At 70.7% G+C, this 19,276-nt stretch carries 20 protein-coding genes and 2 pseudogenes; 7 read left to right on the top strand and 15 right to left on the bottom strand.

The window, feature by feature from the left end:
* Positions 1 to 45 precede the first annotated feature (45 nt).
* The 8 genes from WS62_RS10445 to WS62_RS33205 all read right to left on the bottom strand — a co-directional run bounded on the left by WS62_RS10445 (position 46) and on the right by WS62_RS33205 (position 7,333).
* Positions 46 to 2,682, bottom strand: coding sequence for a TonB-dependent siderophore receptor (locus WS62_RS10445; RefSeq protein ID WP_066570776.1), 2,637 nt, complete (start codon positions 2,680 to 2,682; stop codon positions 46 to 48).
* 54 nt (positions 2,683 to 2,736) lie between these two features.
* On the bottom strand, positions 2,737 to 3,741 hold the full coding sequence (locus WS62_RS10440) for a FecR domain-containing protein (protein ID WP_066570775.1): 1,005 nt from the start codon (positions 3,739 to 3,741) through the stop codon (positions 2,737 to 2,739).
* Positions 3,738 to 4,247 carry a sigma-70 family RNA polymerase sigma factor gene (locus WS62_RS10435; RefSeq protein ID WP_066570774.1) on the bottom strand — a complete coding sequence of 170 codons (510 nt, stop codon included), beginning with the start codon at positions 4,245 to 4,247 and terminating at the stop codon, positions 3,738 to 3,740. Before WS62_RS10435 ends, WS62_RS10440 begins: the two co-directional genes overlap by 4 nt.
* A gap of 405 nt (positions 4,248 to 4,652) precedes the next feature.
* A complete protein-coding gene (locus WS62_RS10430; RefSeq protein WP_066570773.1) occupies positions 4,653 to 5,012 on the bottom strand; it encodes a COG4315 family predicted lipoprotein in 360 nt (119 codons plus the stop codon).
* Between the two features lie 37 nt (positions 5,013 to 5,049).
* Positions 5,050 to 5,793, bottom strand: a complete 744-nt coding sequence (locus tag WS62_RS10425; RefSeq protein WP_066570772.1) for a YceI family protein — start codon at positions 5,791 to 5,793, stop codon at positions 5,050 to 5,052.
* 42 nt (positions 5,794 to 5,835) lie between these two features.
* On the bottom strand, positions 5,836 to 6,648 hold the full coding sequence (locus tag WS62_RS10420; protein WP_066570771.1) for an anti-sigma factor family protein: 813 nt from the start codon (positions 6,646 to 6,648) through the stop codon (positions 5,836 to 5,838).
* Complete coding sequence (locus WS62_RS10415) at positions 6,645 to 7,166, bottom strand: sigma-70 family RNA polymerase sigma factor (protein WP_066570804.1); 522 nt, start codon at positions 7,164 to 7,166, stop codon at positions 6,645 to 6,647. The genes WS62_RS10420 and WS62_RS10415 overlap by 4 nt, the downstream gene beginning before the upstream one ends.
* Before the next feature lie 14 nt (positions 7,167 to 7,180).
* The gene (locus tag WS62_RS33205) at positions 7,181 to 7,333 is read right to left on the bottom strand and encodes a hypothetical protein (protein ID WP_082720849.1); all 153 of its coding nucleotides are present in this window, start codon (positions 7,331 to 7,333) and stop codon (positions 7,181 to 7,183) included.
* A 775-nt stretch (positions 7,334 to 8,108) separates the two neighbouring features.
* On the opposite strand from WS62_RS33205, the pseudogene WS62_RS10410 reads away from it, so the two are divergent.
* Together WS62_RS10410 and WS62_RS10405 are read left to right on the top strand one after the other, a co-directional pair.
* A pseudogene (locus WS62_RS10410) lies at positions 8,109 to 9,076 on the top strand (helix-turn-helix transcriptional regulator).
* A 160-nt stretch (positions 9,077 to 9,236) separates the two neighbouring features.
* Positions 9,237 to 9,941, top strand: coding sequence for a fumarylacetoacetate hydrolase family protein (locus tag WS62_RS10405; protein ID WP_066570770.1), 705 nt, complete (start codon positions 9,237 to 9,239; stop codon positions 9,939 to 9,941).
* Positions 9,942 to 10,124: 183 nt separating this feature from the next.
* Here the strand turns inward: WS62_RS10405 and WS62_RS33200 are convergent, their stop codons facing one another.
* The 5 genes from WS62_RS33200 to bufA1 form a co-directional block, all read right to left on the bottom strand.
* Positions 10,125 to 10,349 carry a GDCCVxC domain-containing (seleno)protein gene (locus WS62_RS33200; RefSeq protein ID WP_082720848.1) on the bottom strand — a complete coding sequence of 75 codons (225 nt, stop codon included), beginning with the start codon at positions 10,347 to 10,349 and terminating at the stop codon, positions 10,125 to 10,127.
* A gap of 62 nt (positions 10,350 to 10,411) precedes the next feature.
* Positions 10,412 to 10,909 (bottom strand): DoxX family protein, encoded by a 498-nt coding sequence (locus tag WS62_RS10400; RefSeq protein ID WP_066570769.1) that lies wholly within the window; start codon positions 10,907 to 10,909, stop codon positions 10,412 to 10,414.
* Positions 10,906 to 11,733 carry an HvfC/BufC N-terminal domain-containing protein gene (locus tag WS62_RS10395; RefSeq protein WP_066570768.1) on the bottom strand — a complete coding sequence of 276 codons (828 nt, stop codon included), beginning with the start codon at positions 11,731 to 11,733 and terminating at the stop codon, positions 10,906 to 10,908. Before WS62_RS10395 ends, WS62_RS10400 begins: the two co-directional genes overlap by 4 nt.
* The gene (gene bufB / locus WS62_RS10390) at positions 11,705 to 12,610 is read right to left on the bottom strand and encodes an MNIO family bufferin maturase (RefSeq protein ID WP_066570767.1); all 906 of its coding nucleotides are present in this window, start codon (positions 12,608 to 12,610) and stop codon (positions 11,705 to 11,707) included. Before bufB ends, WS62_RS10395 begins: the two co-directional genes overlap by 29 nt.
* Before the next feature lie 13 nt (positions 12,611 to 12,623).
* Positions 12,624 to 12,944, bottom strand: a complete 321-nt coding sequence (gene bufA1 / locus WS62_RS10385; RefSeq protein ID WP_066570766.1) for a BufA1 family periplasmic bufferin-type metallophore — start codon at positions 12,942 to 12,944, stop codon at positions 12,624 to 12,626.
* A gap of 137 nt (positions 12,945 to 13,081) precedes the next feature.
* On the opposite strand from bufA1, the gene WS62_RS10380 reads away from it, so the two are divergent.
* The 3 genes from WS62_RS10380 to WS62_RS10370 all read left to right on the top strand — a co-directional run bounded on the left by WS62_RS10380 (position 13,082) and on the right by WS62_RS10370 (position 15,503).
* Positions 13,082 to 13,741, top strand: coding sequence for a sigma-70 family RNA polymerase sigma factor (locus WS62_RS10380; protein WP_066570765.1), 660 nt, complete (start codon positions 13,082 to 13,084; stop codon positions 13,739 to 13,741).
* On the top strand, positions 13,738 to 14,388 hold the full coding sequence (locus tag WS62_RS10375) for an NrsF family protein (protein ID WP_066570764.1): 651 nt from the start codon (positions 13,738 to 13,740) through the stop codon (positions 14,386 to 14,388). The genes WS62_RS10380 and WS62_RS10375 overlap by 4 nt, the downstream gene beginning before the upstream one ends.
* A 206-nt stretch (positions 14,389 to 14,594) precedes the next feature.
* Positions 14,595 to 15,503 carry a CPBP family glutamic-type intramembrane protease gene (locus WS62_RS10370; protein WP_331460072.1) on the top strand — a complete coding sequence of 303 codons (909 nt, stop codon included), beginning with the start codon at positions 14,595 to 14,597 and terminating at the stop codon, positions 15,501 to 15,503.
* An 86-nt stretch (positions 15,504 to 15,589) separates the two neighbouring features.
* Here the strand turns inward: WS62_RS10370 and WS62_RS10365 are convergent, their stop codons facing one another.
* Entirely contained in the window at positions 15,590 to 16,261 is a 672-nt protein-coding gene (locus WS62_RS10365; RefSeq protein ID WP_066570763.1) for a MarC family protein, read from the bottom strand.
* Between the two features lie 462 nt (positions 16,262 to 16,723).
* On the opposite strand from WS62_RS10365, the gene WS62_RS10360 reads away from it, so the two are divergent.
* Positions 16,724 to 17,809, top strand: a complete 1,086-nt coding sequence (locus WS62_RS10360; RefSeq protein ID WP_066570762.1) for a calcium:proton antiporter — start codon at positions 16,724 to 16,726, stop codon at positions 17,807 to 17,809.
* A gap of 160 nt (positions 17,810 to 17,969) precedes the next feature.
* Here WS62_RS10360 and WS62_RS10355 read toward each other — a convergent pair whose 3' ends face one another.
* A complete protein-coding gene (locus WS62_RS10355) occupies positions 17,970 to 18,938 on the bottom strand; it encodes a LysR family transcriptional regulator (protein WP_066570761.1) in 969 nt (322 codons plus the stop codon).
* Positions 18,939 to 19,015: 77 nt separating this feature from the next.
* Here WS62_RS10355 and WS62_RS38785 point away from each other — a divergent pair.
* Positions 19,016 to 19,222, top strand: a pseudogene (locus WS62_RS38785) (hypothetical protein).
* Positions 19,223 to 19,276: the final 54 nt, after the last annotated feature.

Raw genomic sequence — 19,276 nt, 5'->3', positions numbered from 1 at the left:
CGCCTGATCGATCCGGAAATCGGAAAATGAAAGCGGGGCCGCCGCTCAGAACTGCAGCGTCGTCAGCAGCGACACCTGCCGCGCGTCGCCGATCGACACGAAGTACCGGTTCACGCTCGACGGGTAGTACGTCCGGTTGAACAGGTTCTTCACGTTCAGCTGGAACTGCAGCTTCTGCTTGCCGATCCGCGTGTCGTAGGTCGCGAACGCGTCGGCGGTCGCGTACGCAGGCAGCGTGAAGCTGTTCGCCGAATCGCCCGGCCGCGCGCCGACATAGCGGCCCGCCGCGCCGATCCGCAGGTCGTCGCCGCCGAACACCGGGCCCGCGTCGTAGACGGCCGCGAGCGACGCCGTGTGCTGCGCGACGTTCCACAGGCGGTTGCCCGCGTAGAGCGGATCGTCGGTCGTCTTCGCATCGATGTACGCGTAGCTCGCGATCACGTTCCAGCGCTCGCCGATCCGTCCCGACACGTCGAGCTCGATCCCGCGCGAGCGCGCGCGGCCGGACGTGCGCCAGTCGGTCTGGTTCGTCGCGTCGTTGTACTGCGACACGAGCACGTTCTTCTTGTCGATGTTGAAGAACGCGAGCGTGCCGGTCAGGCTGCCCGGCATGTCGAGCTTCGCGCCGAGCTCCCACGACGCGCCCTCTTCGGGCGCGGTCGAGCCGTCGATCACGTAGCCGCCCGACATCGGCGCGATCTTCGACGTCGGCTTCAGCGACTGCGTGTAGCTGCCGTACAGCGACAGCGCGTCGTTCCACTTGTAGACGATGCCCGCGCGCGGCAGCCACTTCGTGCCGCTCAGGCTCGTATTGACATGGAATGGACGGCCGCGTCCCGCGAGCTGGCTGTAGCGGACGAAGCGCGCGCCGCCGACGAGAATCCACTTGTCGGTCAGATGGATGCTGTCCTGGAAGAACACCGACGCGGTGTGCATCGTGTCGCTCTGGTCGCTGTCCGACGGCGATACGGTCGTCGACGGCGAGAGCAGTCCGTAGGCCGGGTCCAGATAGCTGAACGGCGTCTTGATCGCCTGGCGCAGCATGTCCGCGCGATAGACCTGCCGGTACTCGCTATCGACGCCGAACTGCACATCGTGCCGCATCCCGGCGAGCGTGACGCGGCCGTCGACGTACGCGATCCCGTAGCTGTCGGTGCTGCGCGAGCCGTGCGTCGCGTCGTTGCTGCGCGTGAGCGTGCCCTTGACCGGATCGATCGCCGTGATGCGAATCTGGCTGGCATCGTAGGTTTCGCGGTTGTAGCTGTAGCCGAGATGCACCTTCCAGTCGGGCGCGAGCTGGTGGTCGACCGTCAGTTGCGCAAGGTTCGATTCGCCGCGCATGTCGTTGAACGGCTCGTCGAGGCGGCGGCGGCTCGGGATCGCGAGCGGCTCTTTCGTGCGCGGGTCGAGCGCGGTGCCGCGATCGAACGGCATCAGGAACCGGCGATACTCGTACGACAGCACGACCTGCGTGTCGCGGCCGTACCACGCGAGCGACGGCGCGACGAGCGTCTCGCGATGCTCGCCGTAGTTGCGCCAGTACTGCTCGTCGGTCTGATCGACGATCAGCCGGTACGCAAGCCGCGAGTCGCCGATCGCGCCCGTCGAGTCGAACGTGACTTCGCCGCCGTTCCTGCCGTGCCCGTACGTCGAGCCGAGCACCGAGATCGCGTGGTACCGCGCGAGCCGCGGCTGCTTCGCGACGACGTTGATCACGCCGCCCGGGTCCATGATCCCGTACAGCAGCGACGCCGGGCCTTTCAGCACTTCGACGCTGTCCGTCGTCGCGTTCAGCGAGCGGCCCTGGACGATCGGCATGCCGTTGCGCATCACCGAGCCGTCGCGGTTGTCGCCGAAGCCGCGCTTCATCACCGTGTCCTGCGTGCTGCCGAGCGTGTTGCCCTGCGTGATGCCGCTCACGTTCGCGAGCGCGTCGTCGAGGTTGCGCGGACGCTGATCGCGCAGCACCTGCTGCGGCACGACATTGACGGCCTGCGGCACCTCCGACAGCGGCGCATCGCTGCGCAGCCCCGCCGCCTCGCGCGGCGGCCGGTAGCTGTCCGCGTGCAGGCCGCTCGCGCGCACCGAGACCGTCGGCAGCGTCGTGTCGGTCGCAAGTCCCGCTGCCGCGCTCGACGCGGCCGAAGCCGCGGGCAGCCTGACGAGCGTGTAGCCGCCGCTCGGCTGCCTGACCGCGACGAGGCCCGTGCCCGTCAGCAGCCTGTCGAGCGCCGCGGCCGTGTCGGCGCGGCCGTGCAGGCCGGGGCTTTGCAGCCCCGCGGTCAGCTCGCCCGGGAACGCCAGCAGGATGCCGGTCTCGCGGCCGAAGCGGTTCAGCGCGGCTTCGAGCGGACCAGCCGGGATGTCGTATGCGCGCGTCGCGGCCGCGGGCTCGGCGGCGTTCGACTCCGCGGGTGCGGCGAACGCCGAGAACAGCGCGGCGGCAGCGAGGCGCGTGACGATGCGGCGCGGCGCGAACTGCGGCGCGGTCGCTTCGCCGCCTTGCACCGCGGGCGGGCAGCCGTGCCCGTGCCCGCATGCGGCGCGCCGGATGCGCGCCGCCGGTTCGGCCGGCGAGCGTGCCGGGTCCGCGAACGCGCTGCCGCGCGAATTGCGATTGCAGATTGAATCCATGATCGATGACTCGTTGACGATGGGTTGAGTGCAGCCTTCATTCCCCATGTCACGCGAACATCGAAAACAGCTCAGGCCATGCGAAGTTTTTTTTCGAAGCGCTCATTCGCGCGCCGCGACGACCGTCACCCAGTAGCGGGTCGCGTATTCGATGTCGACGGGCAGCGTCTCGCGCAGCGTCTCGAGGATGCGGTCGGGGTCGTCGAGCGGGTATGTGCCCGACACGCGGAGGTTCGCGACCGCCGCATCGCAACGCACGCGGCCCGGCCGGTAGCGGTCGATCTCGGCGAGCAGGTCGGCGAGGCGCAGGTTCGACGCGACGAGCATCCCGCCGGCCCACGCGCCCGCATCGCCGCCGATCGTGCGCGGCGGCCCGACGAGCGCATCGCGCGTGAAGTCCGCGCCCTGCCCGGCCGCGATCACGCGCGGCTCGCCGGCCGAGCGCAGCGGCGCGACCCTCACCGCGCCTTCGAACACGTCGACGCGCGTCGCCTCGCCGCGCTCGCGCACCGAGAAGCGCGTGCCGACCGGCCGCACGTCGCCGTGCGCGGTCGCGATCACGAGCGGCCGCGCGACCGCGCGCGCCGCGTCGCGGCCGCTCGTCACCATGATTTCGCCGCACAGCAGGCGCACGCTGCGCGTCGTGTCGTCGAAGCGGACGTCGATCGCGCTGTCGGTGTTGAGGACGACTGTCGTGCCGTCCGCGAGCGTGATCGTGCGCCGCTCGCCGACCGCCGTGCGCACGTCCGCGCCCCACGCGCGCCACGGCACGCAGGTGTCGGCGGTCCATGCGGCGCCGCCCGCGAACAGCAGCACCGCGAGCGACTTGACCGCCGCGCGCCGCCCGCGCGAGCGCGACGGCAGCAGCGCCGCGCGGGCGGCCTGCGCGCTCAGCGTGTCGGCGACGCGGCCGAGTCTTCCGTTGACCGTCTCGATGTGCCGCCATGCGGCGTCGTGCGCCGGGTCCTCCGCGCGCCACCGCGCGAGGCGCGCGTGCGTCGCGTCGGTCGCGCGGCCCGAGCTGAGCTCGACCCACCACTCGACCGCACGCCGCGCGACGGGCGCGGGCACCGCAGGCGGCCCGCCGACGCGCTCCGCCCCGCTCATGCGGCGATCGCGAAGTAGCACTGCGCGCCCGCCTTCACGAGATAGCGCTTGACGGTCGCGAGCGACACGCGCAGCTCGGCCGCGATCTGCGCGTGCGTCATCCCGTCGAGCTGCGCGAGCAGGAACGCGCGCTTGACCGGGGCGGGCAGCCCGTCGAGCATCCGCTCGATCTCGAGCAGCGTCTCGAACAGGATCGCGCGCGTCTCCGGCGAAGGCGCGACTGCCTCCGGCAATTGCGCGAGCGCGTCGAGATACGTGCGCTCGAGCCGTTCGCGCCGCCAGTGGTTGTACAGCACGCGCTGCGCGACCGTCGTCAGGAACGCGCGCGGCTCGGCCGCGTCGATCGGCTCGTCGCGTGCGAGGAGGCGGATGAACGTGTCATGGACGAGATCGGCCGCGCGTTCGCCGCAGCCGAGCTTCTTCGACAGCCAACCGTGCAGCCAGCCGCGATGACCGGTGTAGAGCGCAGCGATCTCCCGCTGCAAAGGCAGAGTGTTGGCCGGCATGGACGTGATCTCCCCGGAACGTCGCGCCGGGATGCGGTTTTGTAAATGAGAATGATTATTATATACAGGCCTGCAACCGCACGGCGAGCGCGTCGTCGCGATCTGTGGGGCGGCCGCCACTTTCGTTTCGTCGTCGTCCGTCATGGCCGCCTGCCGGTCCGGTCGCGCGTGCGCCGATGCGCTCACCCAGCCGCGCGGCGCTTCGCTCGCGGCCGTCGCTTCCGGTTGCGCTCGCGCACGCGGCCGCATTCGCGCCCCGAACGATCGGCGTTGTCCAGCGGCGGGCGCGGCTGCGACCCTTTTCCCGTATTCGCCGCGCGCCGCCCGGGACGGCCGCCCCGGGCAGCACGCGGCGCACGCGCTCACCCGCGCTCGTCCGCCCTGCAGGCGATGCGGCCGCGCCCGTCAAGGCTTCGCGACATGCCACATGCCGCCGAAGCCGTCGCCGTTGCGCTGCCCGGGCTTCTTGTCGCCCGAAAAGCGATACAGCGGATGCCCCTTGTACGTCCATTGATGCTTGCCGCCCTCCGCCGCGATGAGGCCGAGGTCGCCGCCCGGCTTGTCGTACGGATCGGCGAGCGCCGCCGGCCAGTTCGCCGCGCAGCCGCCCATGCACGCGCTCTTGCCGGGCATCGTGTCCCGGTCGAGCGTGTAAAGCGTCATGCCATCGTCGTCTACGACGATGCCGTTCGACGCCTTCGGCGGCTCCGCGAGCGCCGCGGCCGACGCCGCGCATGCAATCGCGACCAGCAGGATCTTGATCATGATGACTCTCCTTGAACGAAGAAAACGGGCGCGCCGGCTACGGAACCGCGCGCTCCCTGACGAATTCGGCCTGGATCCGCATCCGCACGTCGTCGCCGACGGTGGGCAGCCAGCGCGACAGCCCGAACGACGTCCGGCTGAAGTGGCCGTCGGCGACGAACGCGAGCGTGCGCGCGGCGCTCGACGCGTCGCACGGGATCGATTCGCGCGGATTGGCGTTGCGCTGAGCGGCGTCGCTCCGAACGGCATCATGCGGATCGGCGTCCGGCGGACCGGCGTCGAACGTGACGGCGAGCGTGATCGGCCGCGTCGTCGCGCGGATCGTCAGGTCGCCGGTCAAGAGACCCGTCGCCGCGCCCGTGCGCACGAAGCGCGTGCCGACGAAGCGGATCTCCGGGTAGCGGGCGACGTCGAGCATCGACGAACCCTTGACGAGCGCGGCGACGAGCGGCACGTTCGCGCCGAGGCTCGCCGCATCGATCGTCACGTCGACGCGGCTCGCGACCAGATCGTCGTCGACGCCGGCAAGCTCCGCGCGCATCCGCGTGAAGCGCATCGTCAGATGCGCGTGCCAGAAATTGTCGACGCGGAACGTGACGCCGGAGCGCCGCGGATCGAGCCGGTAGCGCGGCGCCGCTTGCAGCGACGCGTCGAGCGCGATGGCCGGCTGCGCATCCATTGCGCCTACCGCGCCGCCCGCGCCCACGCCCGGCGCGAGCCACGCGCACACGACGCACGCGAGCGTCGCGACCGCTTTCCCGCATGTGCCGGCCGCACCCATGATCGCCTCTTCGCTGCATCGACGTCGCGCCCCGGCTCGCGCCTACCGCCATCGATCCGGATGGCCGCCGAGCACGCCGCAGACGTCGACCGCGATCGCGCGCAGCCGGCCTTCGGCGAGCTGGCCGGACAGCGCGTACGCGGTGTGGTCGCTGACCCAGTAGAACGTGCGCCGCTCGCCGTCGCGCAGCAGCTTGACCGCCGTCTCGCGCTGCGCGGACGCGCTCACATAGAGCGCGAGCCGCCCCCCCGCCGGGCTCTCGTACATGAACTGCGCGGCGGGGCCGGCCGCGCCCGGCAGCAGCCGGCCGCCAAGCAGCGCGAACCCGTATTCGTCGAGCGACGGCGCGACGATTCGCCGGCCGATCCGCGCCGACAGCCACGCGGCGAGCGCGCCGTCGCGGCCGGCGGCGATCTCGACCGGGTGCCGCGCATCGGGCGCGTAGACCGCATAGGCGAGATTCGCCTGGCGCGCGAAAGCCGTCTGCGCGGCCGCGGGCGCCAAGAATTCCGGCGCGAACTGCGGTGCGACCGCGCCGCCCAACCACCCGAGCGCGACGCCCGCCGCCAGCGCGCCGCCGGCGAACGCGGCGCGCCGCCACCAGCGGGCGCGCACGCGCAGCACGACGCACGGGCCATTGCTCTGCGCGGCGGGATCGGCGAACAGCGCGCGCAACGCCGCGCGCTGCGCGCGATAGTGCGACGCGACGTCCGCCGCGCGCGCATCGTCGGCAAGCCGCTCGGCGATCGCGCGACGCTCCGCTTCCGGCAACTCGCCGTCGACGAACGCCGACAGCGCAAGCAGCCCCGGCTCGTCGAATTCCGGCGCGACAGTGGGATCGAGATCGTCGCTCATCGATGATTTCTCGCTGTGGTGAAGGACAACGATTGTCTATGCGGCGCGTCGGTCAGCAGCGCGCGCATGTGCTCCCGCGCGCGCGACAGCCGCGACATCACCGTGCCGACCGGCACGCCGAGCACCGTCGACGCCTCCTGATAGCTCAATTCCTCGACGCACACGAGCAGCAGCACTTCGCGCTGCTCGAGCGGCAGCCGGTACAGCATCCTCTGCACGTCGCGCAGCACGAGCGCATCGACCTGGCCGGTCGGCGCTTCGAGCGTGCGCCACGGGCCGTCGTCTTCGTCGACCGCGAATTCGCGGCGCGCGCGCAACTGGTCGATGTACAGATGGCGCAGGATCGTCAACAGCCACGCGCGCAGATTGCTGTCAGGGCGAAACGCGCGCATCCGCGCGAGCGCGCGCTCGGCGGTGTCCTGCACCAGATCGTCGGCCCACGCGGGATCGCCCGTCAGCGCGCGCGCATAGCGGCGCAACTGCGGCAGCCAGCCGACGACGTCCGTTTCGAAGCTCACGCGCAGCGCCGTCGTCAATAGCCGCCGCCACCGCCGCCGCCTCTGCCGTAGCCGCTCGTCGGCGCGGCACGGCCGGACGGCGACATGTCGTCCGGCGACGCGCAGCCCGTGGACAGCATCAGCGCGAGCAGCGCGAATACGGCCGAAAGAACCCGTGTCGATGTCATTTCCGCCTCCCGGCGGCGCGCCTGTTGCGTTCGGGCGCCGCTCGCACGCCGCGGCGTGCGGCGCCCATGTGTACAAGAACGTTCGTCGGGCGCGCTTTATTCCGCCGCTTCCGGACGTACGTGACCACAAAGATAGGCCGGATCGCGCCCGGGACACGTTCAGGAAAACGAGGTGGGACCGTTTCGGGAACTGGGCGGCGCGCATCGACGCCGCCCCGGCCGGGGTTGCGCGGCTGCCGAGCGGTCGTGAGCCGGTTGCCGATTGCTGTTTCGGGTTACGCGGGTTGCGGGTTACGGATTACAGGTTGCGGGCGGCCATTGCGATGTCTGTCAAAATAGCGGCGCGCGATCATCCGCCCGGTTCGATACGCATGCCGATTTCGGCGGCGGTTTCGTCGGCCGGCCGCATGAAAGCGGACTCCGGAAGCCATGCAAGAATCGCCGTTCCGGCGATTGAAAAGGGAGGCGATTTGCGCGACGGCGTCGCCCGTCGCATGGACGTCCGGCGACGCCGCCTCGCGCGTGCGCCGAAGCAACGCACGCCGCCATGCCGAAGCGACAGCCTGCACCGGCGTCGGTATCGGTATCGGCACCGATAACGGTAACAGTATCGGCGGCAGACGCCACGCCGCAACCGGCCCGCCCCCGCGCTCACGCATTTTTGCGACAATCTGACGATTCCCCGCCGCGCCGCCGCGCGCGGCCGATTGCAAGACCCGCATCACGACCGCCCCGACCGCCCATGCCATCCACCGTCAAGCCGCGCACGTACGGCATGCCCGAGCGCAGCGACCGCCTCGACTTCTACATCCGCGACGAGGCCACCCGCCGGGCGATCACCGAGCCGCACCGGCACGCGTACTTCCAGATCCAGTTCAACCTCGGCGGCGACACCGAGCAGCAAATCGGCGGCGTCACGCGCCCGTTTTCGCGCGGCGCGCTCGCGTTCGTGCTGCCGTACCGCGAGCATCTGATTCCGCACCCGCCGGGCGCGCACTTCATCGTGATCAACTTTTCGCTGGCGTTCCTGCGCGCCGACCTCGACGTCGATCCGCTCGATCTCGAAGATGTGTCCACGCAGCGCGCGCCCGAGCTCGCGCCGTTCCGCTTCCAGGAGCACCTCGATTTCATCCTGACGGGCGCGGCGTTCGACGACGCGCGCCGCATCGCGCAGCGGATGCTCGAAACCGACCGCGCGCGCACGTTCGGCTCGGTGCCGCTGTTGCGCGGCTACCTGCTGCAACTGATCGGGCTCGTCTGCACGCAGTATGCGGGGCCGCTCACGAAGCTCGCGCAGAACGGCGTGCACCGCGCGGGCCGCCGCGACGCGTTCGCGCGCGTGCTGCGTCACGTGCGCGCAAACCTGACGAACGACGCGCTGACGCTCGCGGGCACCGCGCGCGCGGCGTTCCTGTCGCCGAACTACCTCGCGCATTTGATCCGCAAGGAAACCGGCGGCACGTTCACCGATCTCGTCACCGAGCGGCGGATCGCGCTCGCGCAGTCGCTGCTCGCGCCACGACGCGGCGGATCGCCGACATCGCGCACGCGGTCGGCTTTCGCGACGAAGGCTATTTCTCGCGGCGCTTTCGCGCGTGCGCCGGCATGTCGCCGAAGGACTACCGCGAGGCGAACGGCGCGCCCGACGCCGCCGTCGCGCGAGCCGCCGAGGATGCGAAGGACGCGGTCGGCGCCGCCGGTGCAAAAGGCGCGATCCGGGCGGCCGCGAAGCCGCGCGCGTAGTTTTGTCCATGAAGACGACACATCCGTCGCAGCGGCGTGCGCGCCGCATTGCTATCGTCGACGTGTCGCCGCCGCCCGCCGAGATGCATGGCCGGGCGTCCCGCTTCCGAAGACCTCAGCTTCCGTTTTTGCTTTCCGAAACCCTTTCAGAGACCAGAAGATGACCGATTACGTTTTCGCGCCGCCCGCCGTTCCGTCCGTCGAGATTGCCGGCTCCGCCGCGCGCTTTCCGGTGCGCCGCGTGTTCTGCGTCGGCCGCAACTACGCGGACCACGCGCGCGAGATGGGCGCCGATCCGAACCGCGAGCCGCCGTTCTTCTTCTCGAAGCCCGCCGACGCGATCGTGCCCGCGAGCGGCACGGTGCCGTATCCGACGCTCACGTCCGACCTGCATCACGAGATCGAGCTCGTGATCGCGATCGGCCGCGGCGGCCGCGCGATCGCCGCCGACTCGGCGCTCGACCACGTGTGGGGCTACGGCGTCGGCGTCGACCTGACGCGACGCGATCTGCAGGCTGAAGCGAAGAAAGCGGGCCGGCCGTGGGATTGGGCGAAGGGCTTCGACGCGTCGGGGCCGCTGACGGCGCTGCATCCGGCCGCGTCGATCGGCCATCCGCAGCGCGGGCGGATCTGGCTCGCGGTGAACGACGACGCGCGCCAGCAAGGCGACCTCGCCGACATGATCTGGCCCATCACCGACATCGTCAGCTACGCGTCGCGCGCGGTCGAGCTGCGCGCCGGCGATCTGATCTTCACCGGCACGCCGGCGGGCGTCGCCGCGCTGCAGCCGGGCGACCGCGTGACGGGCGGCGTCGACGGCGTCGCGTCGTTCGAATTCGTCGTCGGGGAGAAGCCGGCCGCGTGAGCGATGTCGGCGGTTGCGCGGCGGAATCGGAGCCATCGCCCGCCCGGCGGCGGGAGCCTTGCGGGCAAGCGCGTCGCGCACGACGTCGCCGGCGTTCGCGCCGCGCCGTCGAGCGCGACATCGCGCCCCGCGCCGGGACCGCGTGCACGCCGCAGTGCTCGACGCCGGGCGGCTGGCCCATCGTCAAGAACAGGCCGGATCGTCGGACTCCGATGTTCGCTGCCTGGACGGACAACGCACCGAACCGTACGAGCAAAACACGCAGCAATCGCCCGGACGAGGACGCAGCAGCGCTCCGCAAGCAGTGCATTCGTAATGGAACAGACAGGCGTTCTCCGGCATCGTCTCCTGCCGCGCGAAACCGCAGTGCGGACAGGTCAGCACGGATTCCCGCACGATCTCGCTCATCGCTTCCTCCCCGGCGCGAGGTCCCGCCTGGCGCGGCCGACGCTCGACCTGATCCGCCCCGCCTACGCCCCGCCAACCGTTGCCGACACGTCGGGGCGCAGCCAGCGCCGCCACAGCCAATGATCGACCGACAGCGTGCCCGCGCCGCGACACAGCAGCACGAGCAGCATCGCCGCCCACTGGATGTGCGTCGGCCACGCCTGCGGATACACGAAGATCTCGATGACGGAGGTCATGCCGAGCAGCGCCAGCGCCACAGGCCGCGTGGCCAGGCCGAGCACGAGCAGCACGGGCGTGCTGAGCTCGATCGACACGGCCGCGTACGCGGCCAGCTCCGGCGGCAGCAACGGCAGCCGGTACTCGTCGCGGAACAACGCGAGCGCCGTGTCCCAGTTCGCGAGCTTCGTCATCGCCGAATTCCAGAAGATCGTCGCCACCGCCAGCCGCAACGGAATCGCGAGCAGCCAGTAAGGCACGCGTTCGAGCCGCTGCGCGACGCGCAACAACCCCGCTTTGCACTCGGCGCGCCAGATGCCGCCGGCTCGAATCGGGCGTGTCATGATCGCGATCCTCCGTTCGTCGGGTCGATGTCGCCGTCCTGCGCCGCCGCATCGGCGAAGCAGCCGCGCGACAAGAGCGTGGCGAAGCGCGCATGCGCGTCCGCCTGCGGCGCGCTCGCGAGCGCGGCGTCGATCGGCTCGCCCGCGAAGAGCGCGCACGCGACGCGCCAATCCGCCTCGTCGAGCCTCAGCACGTCGACGCCGTCGTCGGTGCGCTGCGCGAGCAGATGCACGGGGCCGTCGTCGAGCCGGATCTGCCGCAGCGCACGATCGTCCTGCTCGAGCACCGCGCGCCAGATCGCGTCGACCGGATACGCGCAGCGCAGCAGCCGCGCGGCGGGATGCGGCCGCAGCCGAAGCGCGCGAAGCGCCGGTTCGTCGAGTCGCGCAAGGCGCGCGAGATCGAGCGCCGCCACGTCGGGCGCGTGCAGCGCGAGATCGACCTGCCATTCGAGACGCGCGACGTCCGCCAGATACGGCACGCAAGCCGTCTCCGGCATCCGCGCGAGAAATGCGGGAAACTCGGCGCCGTACGCGTCAAGCCACGCGCTCGCCGGCGGCGATGCACGAGCGAAAAGACCGGCCGCGCCTTCGAAGAAGGCTGCGCCCACCAGCCGCTCCGTCGCGGGAAACGCAAGCCGCAGCGCGTCCCGCAGCACGCTCGCGGACGTGTTCCGATAGACGCGCAAACGCGCGGCCGGCGCCAGCCCGTCCGGCACCACCCAGTCCGTTGCCTCTGCGCCGGCGGCGGCGGCGCCGCCGTCGGACAGACTGCGTCGAACGGCCCACTGCAATTCAGCCAGCGTCGGCGTTCGCGGATTCATGTCGAACCTCCTCCAGCGCCGACTCGGCGATCGCCGCTTCCTGCATCAGCGTGTCGACGGGCGGCACGTCGGTGTCCCATTCGATCAGCGTCGGCACCGCGCCGAAGCGGCGCAGCGCGACGCGATACAGCGCCCAAACCGCGGGCGCGACGCGCGAGCCGTGATCGTCGATGCGCAGCACGCGGCCGCCGTCGAGCCGCATCACGCGATGGCCGGCAAGATGGATCTCGCCGATCGCGGCGGGCGGCAGCGCCGCCAGATAAGTCAGCGGATTCCAGCCGTGATTGCACGCGCTGACATAGACGTTGTTGACGTCACAGAGGATGCCGCAGCCGGTGCGCCGCGCGAGCGCCGCCAGAAATGCCCACTCGGGCATCGTCGAATGCGCGAAGCGAAGATAGGTCGAAGGATTCTCGACGAGCAGCCGCCGGCCGAGCGCCGTCTGCACTTGATCCACGTGCCGGCTCACGACGTCGAGCGCCTCTTCGGTCATCGGCAGCGGCAGCAGATCGGCGAGATACGCGCCGCCCACCGCGCTCCACGACAGATGCTCGGACACGAGCGCCGGCTGGTAGCGCGCGACCGCGTCGCGCACGCGGGCCAGATGCGCGGCGTCGATCCCGTCGGCGCTGCCGAGAGACAGCCCGACGCCGTGCAGCGACACCGGATAGTCGCGCCGGATCGCATCCAGCACGCGCGGCGCGGCGCCGCCGCCCATGTAGTTCTCGGTATGCACTTCGAACCAGGCGACGGCGGGCCGCTCGTCGAGCACTGCCCGATGATGGCGAAAACGCAGGCCGATGCCCGCTCGCCCGGCAATCGCGCCGGGCGATGCGCCGCCGGGCGTCGGGTGCATCCGCGCCGGGATCGTGCTCATGATCGGGCGCGCGTCAGCCGGCCTTCAGCATGCCGCCCGAGATCTTGCCGCAATCGCCCGCCGGCAGCAGCACGAACGACTTCGGGTCGCGCGCCTGGCTCGCCTGTCCGGCGCACGAATGTGCGCCTTCCGCGCAGTCGTTCTTCGCCATCGCGTTGATGCCGTAGCACTTCTCGAGCTTGTTTTGCGCCATCCTTGCCATATTGTCCTTCACGACCTGCGGCATGCCGCTCATGTCCTTCATGCCTTGCGCCTGCCCGGGCGCGGCCTGCATCGCGAGCGCGACGCCGATCGCGGCGGACAGCGACGAAATCGTCAAAGCGGATCTGCTCATGGTGTCTTCTCCTGAGAGGGGAATAGCGATCGCGGGGATGCGACCTTGTCAGAAATTTCGCGCCGGCGCGACAAAAGGTTACGCGGCGCAACGAAGATTTTTTTGCGCCGCGCCACCGACGCAGAGCGTGTACGACCATGACCGACGAAATGCATCATGACGGGGGGCGGCTCCGGGCGAACGAGCCCCCCCCCGCCCCCAGCGCGCGAGACGACGCTTGCGCGCACACCGCGATCCGCGCCGACGGCTCGCCCGACTGGTCGACGCTGATGGCGCGCGCGCAGGCAGGCGACCGCGACGCGTATCGACACCTGCTCGACAGCGTCGCGCCGTACCTTCGGCGCTTCGCGGCCCGCCACGGCGTCCATCCGGACGCGGTCGAGGATGCCGTGCAGGACATCCTGATCACCCTCCATCAGATGCGTCACACGTACGCGCCCGAGCGGCCGTTCGGCCCGTGGCTCGTGGCGATCGCCGGCCGGCGCGTGGTCGACGCGCTGCGCCGCTCGGGGCGCGCGGCCGCGCGCGAAATCCCGCTCGATCCGGAGCATGAAACCTTGCCCGGCGTCGGAGCGAATCTTATGGAGGAAGCCGCCGACGCCCGGGTGCTGCGCGAGATGCTGGCCCGCCTGCCGGCCGGACAGCGCGACGCGATCCGTCTGCTGAAATTCGAGGAGATGTCGTTGAAGGAAGCCGCATTGGCGACCGGGATGACCGTCGCCGCATTGAAGGTCGCCGTGCATCGCGGCATCGCGACGCTGCGCAAGCTGCTGCAACAACGGGGGAATGGCCGATGAGGTCGACCGACGAACTGATCGAATCGCTCGTGACCGATGCCGCGCCGGTCCGGCGCCTGCACGCGCCGACCTGGCGGGCGGCCGGCTGGCTGTTGTTCGCGGCGGCGCTGCTCGCGTGCGTGGCCGTCGCGCACCGGACACGGCCCGACCTGCCGCTCAAGCTGCACGAGCCGATGTTCGCGACGCGCGTGGCCGCCGCCGCGCTGACCGGCGTGCTGTCGGCTGTCGCGGCGTTCGTCGTCGGCATCCCCGGACGCTCGCTGCGATGGCTGCTGTTGCCGATGCCCGCGCTGCTCGTCTGGATCTCGACGATCGGCTACGGCTGCGTGACGGACTGGGTCGAGATCGGGCCGAACGGCATATCGCCCGGCGAAACGCTGCGCTGCTTCGCGACGCTGACGCTCGTCGGCGTGCCGTTGTCGCTCGCCCTGCTGCTGATGTCGCGCCACGTCGCGCGACTCGCGCCGATGCCGGTGGCGACGGCCGGCGGGCTCGCGGTTTCCGCGCTGTCCGCGGTCGCGCTGTCGCTGTTCCATCCGATCGATGCGACGGCGATGATCCTCGTCTGGAATGTCGGCGTCGCGATGCTCGTGTCGGTTGCCGGCGCCCGGTATGGACAGCGGTTGCTCGCGTGGGTGGCGCGCTAGCCTGGAGGCGGGGCGCGCCTGCGCCCGATACCGGCGCTCGGCCATCCCGGCGCGCGCGGGCGGAGCAACGTCGAACGGCGACGCAACCGACGCCACCCGGCGTGCCGCATGGCCCGGAAAACAGACGATCCGACGCGCGCCGCACCGACTCCGATGCGAGTCCCGCGCCACGAGCGTCCGGCTCGCGACCACGAACGCGTTATGATGTGCGGCCTTTCATCAGATCATTCGTGATGCGATTCATGTCTGGCAATACCCTCTGGCTCGCGGCTCCATGGGCCGCTCTCTTCGTCGCCGCGCTCGCGGCCGTCTGGATTCCGAAGCTGCGCGCGGCGAGCATCGGCCTCGGCGCGCTCGGCTATGCGGGTGCGTTCGCGACCGGCCTGATGGCGCCCGTCGCGCTCGCGCCGATCGCGCTCCTCGCGGCGGCGGCGTACGCAGTCGCCCCGCAGCGCCCCTCGGCCGTCCGCGTTGCGGGGCACGTCGTCTTCGTCGTGCTCGCGGTCGCGCTGATGCTCCACTGGCTGCCGGGCTTTCACAACCCGCGCGTGATCGGCCCCGTGCGCTACACACCCGACGCCGTGCCGTTCACGATGTACCTGAATCTCGACAAGCCGCTCGTCGGCTTCTGGCTGCTGTGGGTGCTGCCATGGCTCCAGCCGATCGACGACCGCGCGCGGGCATGGCGCACGGGGATCGTCGCGGCCGTCGCGACCTCCGCGGTCTGCCTCGTGTTCGCGCTCGGCGTCGGCCTCGTCGGCTGGGCGCCGAAGTGGCCCGACTCCGCGTGGCTGTGGCTCGCGAACAATCTGCTGTTCGTCTGCTTCGCCGAGGAAGCGCTGTTCCGCGGCTATCTGCAAGGCGGGCTGAGCCGGCTGCTCGCGAACCGCGTGCCGGCCTCGGGCGCGGTCGCGCTCGTCGCCGCCGCGCTGCTGTTCGGCGCCGCGCACGCCGCGGGCGGCTGGCAATGGGTCGCGCTCGCGACCGTTGCGGGCATCGGCTACGGGCTCGCGTATCGCGCGGGCGGCCTGCAGGCGGCGGTGCTCGCGCACGTCGGCCTGAATCTCGCGCACTTCGGCCTCTTCACGTATCCGATGCTCGCGGCCGCACGCTGAGCGTCTTCTCGCGCGCGGCCGGTCCGGCCGCGCGCCGAGCGTCCTTTCACGCACGGCCGGACCGGCCGCGCGTCACGTCGATCCGGTCACTTCATCTGCTCGGCGAGCGGCTGCAGGAACTCGGAGAAGCCCGTCAGCATGATCTGCACGCCGACGCACAGCAGCAGGAACGCCGACACCCGCATCGCAACCTTCGTCCCTTCGCTGCCGAGGTAGCGCGCGAGGAACGCCGCGCGGCTGTACGTCAGCCAGATCACGAGCGCGGCGAGCGCCGACACCGCGACCGACACGAGGCTCGACAGCAAGAACTCCGACAGCTTGTGCGTGCGGTTCGCGTTCAGCGCGATCGCGGTCGCGATCGAGCCGGGGCCCGTCGTCAACGGAATCGTCAGCGGGAAAAACGCGCGCGCCATCGCGTTGCGCGGCTCGACGGGCTGCGCCGCGGTGTCGCCGCCGCTCGGCACGTCGGGTTGGTTGAGCATCTGCCAGCCGGCGACGGCAACCGCCAGGCCGCCGCCGATCCGCAGCGCCTCGAGCGAAATCCCGAAGAAGTGCAGCACCGGCGTGCCGACGAAGAACGCGGCGAGCAGCACGATGAACGCGTTGATCGCGACCTTGCGCGCGAGCGCCGCGCGCTGCGATTCGGTGAGCGACTCGGTGCGTTCGAGGAACAGGAACGCGATGCCGATCGGATTGATGATGCCCATGAGGCCGGTGAAGCCGAACAGGATTTCGGAGATCAGGCGGTCGACGATCATCGAGAGGCCGGGAAGACGAAAGGTTGAGAGACGCCGCGCGCGCGGCCGCGCCATTGTAGAGCATGCGCGGCGCGCCGAACGGCCGGCGGCCGCGTGCGCGCCGCCACGCGGCCGCCGCCTTCCTGACGTCTTCTTCATGCCGCCTTCACGCCGCCTTCACGCCGCCTTGCCGCGCCGGCCGATCACCCGCTTCGCCTTGCCCGTCGCGGTCGTCGAGATCGCGCCCGCGGGCAGCACCGCGACGCCCGCCGACACGCCGACGATCGTCTTGATCCGGTGCCGCAGCTCGTGCGCGAGCGAGATGTTTTACAGTGCTCGCAACCATCGGCGGCGCGACGGCGGCGTTTTTCCGCTTGGCCGACCGCGCGATCCGCGCCGCATCGTGCCGCCGCCTGCCGGATATCGGCGCCGGACCGCCTGTTAGAATCCCCGCTCGCACCTCGCCTCGACCAAGGACACGCCATGCCGATCTCATCGCCCGCCCTCCCGCGCTGGACACTCGCCGCCCCGCTCGCCGCCTGGCTGGTGCTCGCGCTGTCGCGCGTCGTGCCGGCCGAAGGCTTCGTCATCGCAATCGTCGCCGCCGCGCTCGCGGGCGCCGTGTTCGCCGCCGTCCATCATGCCGAAGTCGTCGCGCATCGCGTCGGCGAGCCGTTCGGCACGCTCGTGCTCGCGATCGCCGTCACCGTGATCGAGGTCGCGCTGATCGTGTCGGTGATGCTGACGAGCGGCCCCGAGAAATCCGGGCTCGCGCGCGATACCGTGTTCGCCGCGGTGATGATCGTCTGCAACGGGATCGTCGGGCTGTGCCTGCTCGTCGGCGGCTGGAAGCACGGCGAGCAGGACTTCCAGGGGCGCGGCGCGACGAAGGCGCTCGCGGTGCTCGCGTCGCTGTCGGTGCTGTCGCTCGTGATGCCGAACTACCTGAGCGCCGCGCCCGGCCCGCATCTGTCGACGTCGCAGCTCGCGTTCGCAGGCGTGTCGTCGCTCGTGCTGTATGGCGTGTTCGTGTTCGTGCAGACAGTCCGTCACCGCGACTACTTCCTGATCGACGGCAGCGCCGACGAATCCGTCCACGCGGTGCCGCCGAGCGGCCGCACCACGCTCACGAGCATCGTGTTCCTGTTCGTGAGCCTCATCGCGGTCGTGCTGCTCGCGAAGCTGTTGTCGCCCGCGGTCGAGCGCACGGTGTTCAGGCTCGGCGCGCCCGAAGCGGCCGTCGGCATCGTGATCGCCGCGCTGGTGCTGTTGCCGGAAGGGCTCGCCGCGGTCGGCGCGGCGCGCGCGAACCGGCTGCAAACGAGCATGAATCTCGCGCTCGGCTCCGCGCTCGCGAGCATCGGCCTCACGATCCCGACCGTCGCCGCCGTGTTCATCTCGACGGGCGCCCCGCTCACGCTCGGCATCGGCGGGATGGAGACGGTGCTGCTGTCGCTGACGCTGCTCGTCAGCACGCTCACGCTGAGCCTGGGACGCACGACCGTGCTGCACGGCGTCGTGCACCTGTCGCTGTTCGCCGCCTACCTGTTCCTGTCGATCACGCACTGACGCCGCTCGCGCGCGTCGGCACCGTCCGGCGCGCGCGGCTTCGCTTCACGTTTCCCTCTTTCGCATTCGGCGGCGGGCCGCCGGGCCCGCGCCGTTCGCGTTGCGTTGTGATCATTGCGCGCACGGAACGCGGCAGCCGCTCACACGTTCACGCTCACGCTCACGCGCGCTTGCGCGCCGGCTGGGCGGCGGCCCGCGTGAGCCGGTCGAGCTCCACGATGTCCTCGGCGAGCGCGGGCGTCAACGTCGTGCGCAGATGATCGAGGAACGTGCGGATCTTCGCGTCGAGGTAGCGGCGCGTCGCATAGACGGCATAGACGCTCAGCGTGTCGAGCCGATAGTTCGGCAGCACGCGGACGAGCCGCCCTTCGCGGATGTCGTCGAGCGCCGTGTACAGCGCGATCGAGCCGATCCCGCGCCCCGCGCGCACCGCGACCGACAACGCATCCGGCACGTTCGCCTGGAACGGCGCGGGCGGCAGCGCGTACACGGTCTCGTCGCCGTCGTCGCGCTCGAGCCGCCATTCGCCGCCCGGCGACGCCGGCGTGTCGAGCCGCAGGCACACGTGCTTCGCGAGATCCTCCGGCGTCGTCGGCGTGCCGTGCCGCGCGAGATACCCGCGCGACGCGACGAGCACGCTGCAGCTCGTCCCGCAGGTCTGCGCGACGTAGCCCGAATCGGGCAGATGCGACGCCGACACGATCGACACGTCGTAGCCCTCCTCGACGAGATTCGGCATCCGCTGCGCGAGCGTCAGCTCGACCGACACGTCGGGGTTGTCCTCCTGATAGCGAACGATCGACGACACCACGTGACTCTGCCCGAGCCCCGTCATCGCATGGATGCGCAGCTTGCCGCTCGGCCGCAGCAGCGCGTTGCGGGCCTCGGCGTTCGCGTAGTCGATCTCGGCGAGGATCGACTTCGCGCGTTCGAAGTAGCGCTGGCCGCTTTCGGTCAACCCGAGATGACGGGTCGTCCGGTGCAACAGGCGCGTCTGCACGTGCGCTTCGAGGTTCGAGACGGCACGCGACACCTGAGCGGTGGTCGCGTCGATTTCCTTCGCGACTGCGGTGAAACTGCCGGCTTCGACGACGCGCACGAACAGGCGCATGTTATCGAGCATGTCCATGGGATGGGCTTCGGGAATGTACGGGATACGAGGGCCGGCGAGACGCGGCTGGCGCCGCCGAACGCGGCCGGGGACGACTGATCGACCGGATGCGCAGGCCATGAGACAGGCGGGGAGCGGGCATCGCGGGCGGCAAATTATGTGATTCGTCGGGATCAGATTGGGCGAATTGTACGCCGATGCGCGCCGGCGCGCTCGCTCGCGCCCGTTTTCCGCATCCTGAAACACCGACAGCCGGCCCCGCGCTCTGCGGGGCCGGCAATTTATATCACAATGACATATAATTTTGCGCTCGGCGCGCGACCGATCGGCGCACCTTCCTTTTACGTTACGGCAGT

This window comes from Burkholderia sp. ABCPW 14 (assembly GCF_001523835.1).
In the GTDB taxonomy this organism is placed as follows: domain Bacteria; phylum Pseudomonadota; class Gammaproteobacteria; order Burkholderiales; family Burkholderiaceae; genus Burkholderia; species Burkholderia mayonis.
Note: the sequence above shows the minus strand (reverse complement) of the source record. Positions and strands in the feature narration are given on the sequence as shown.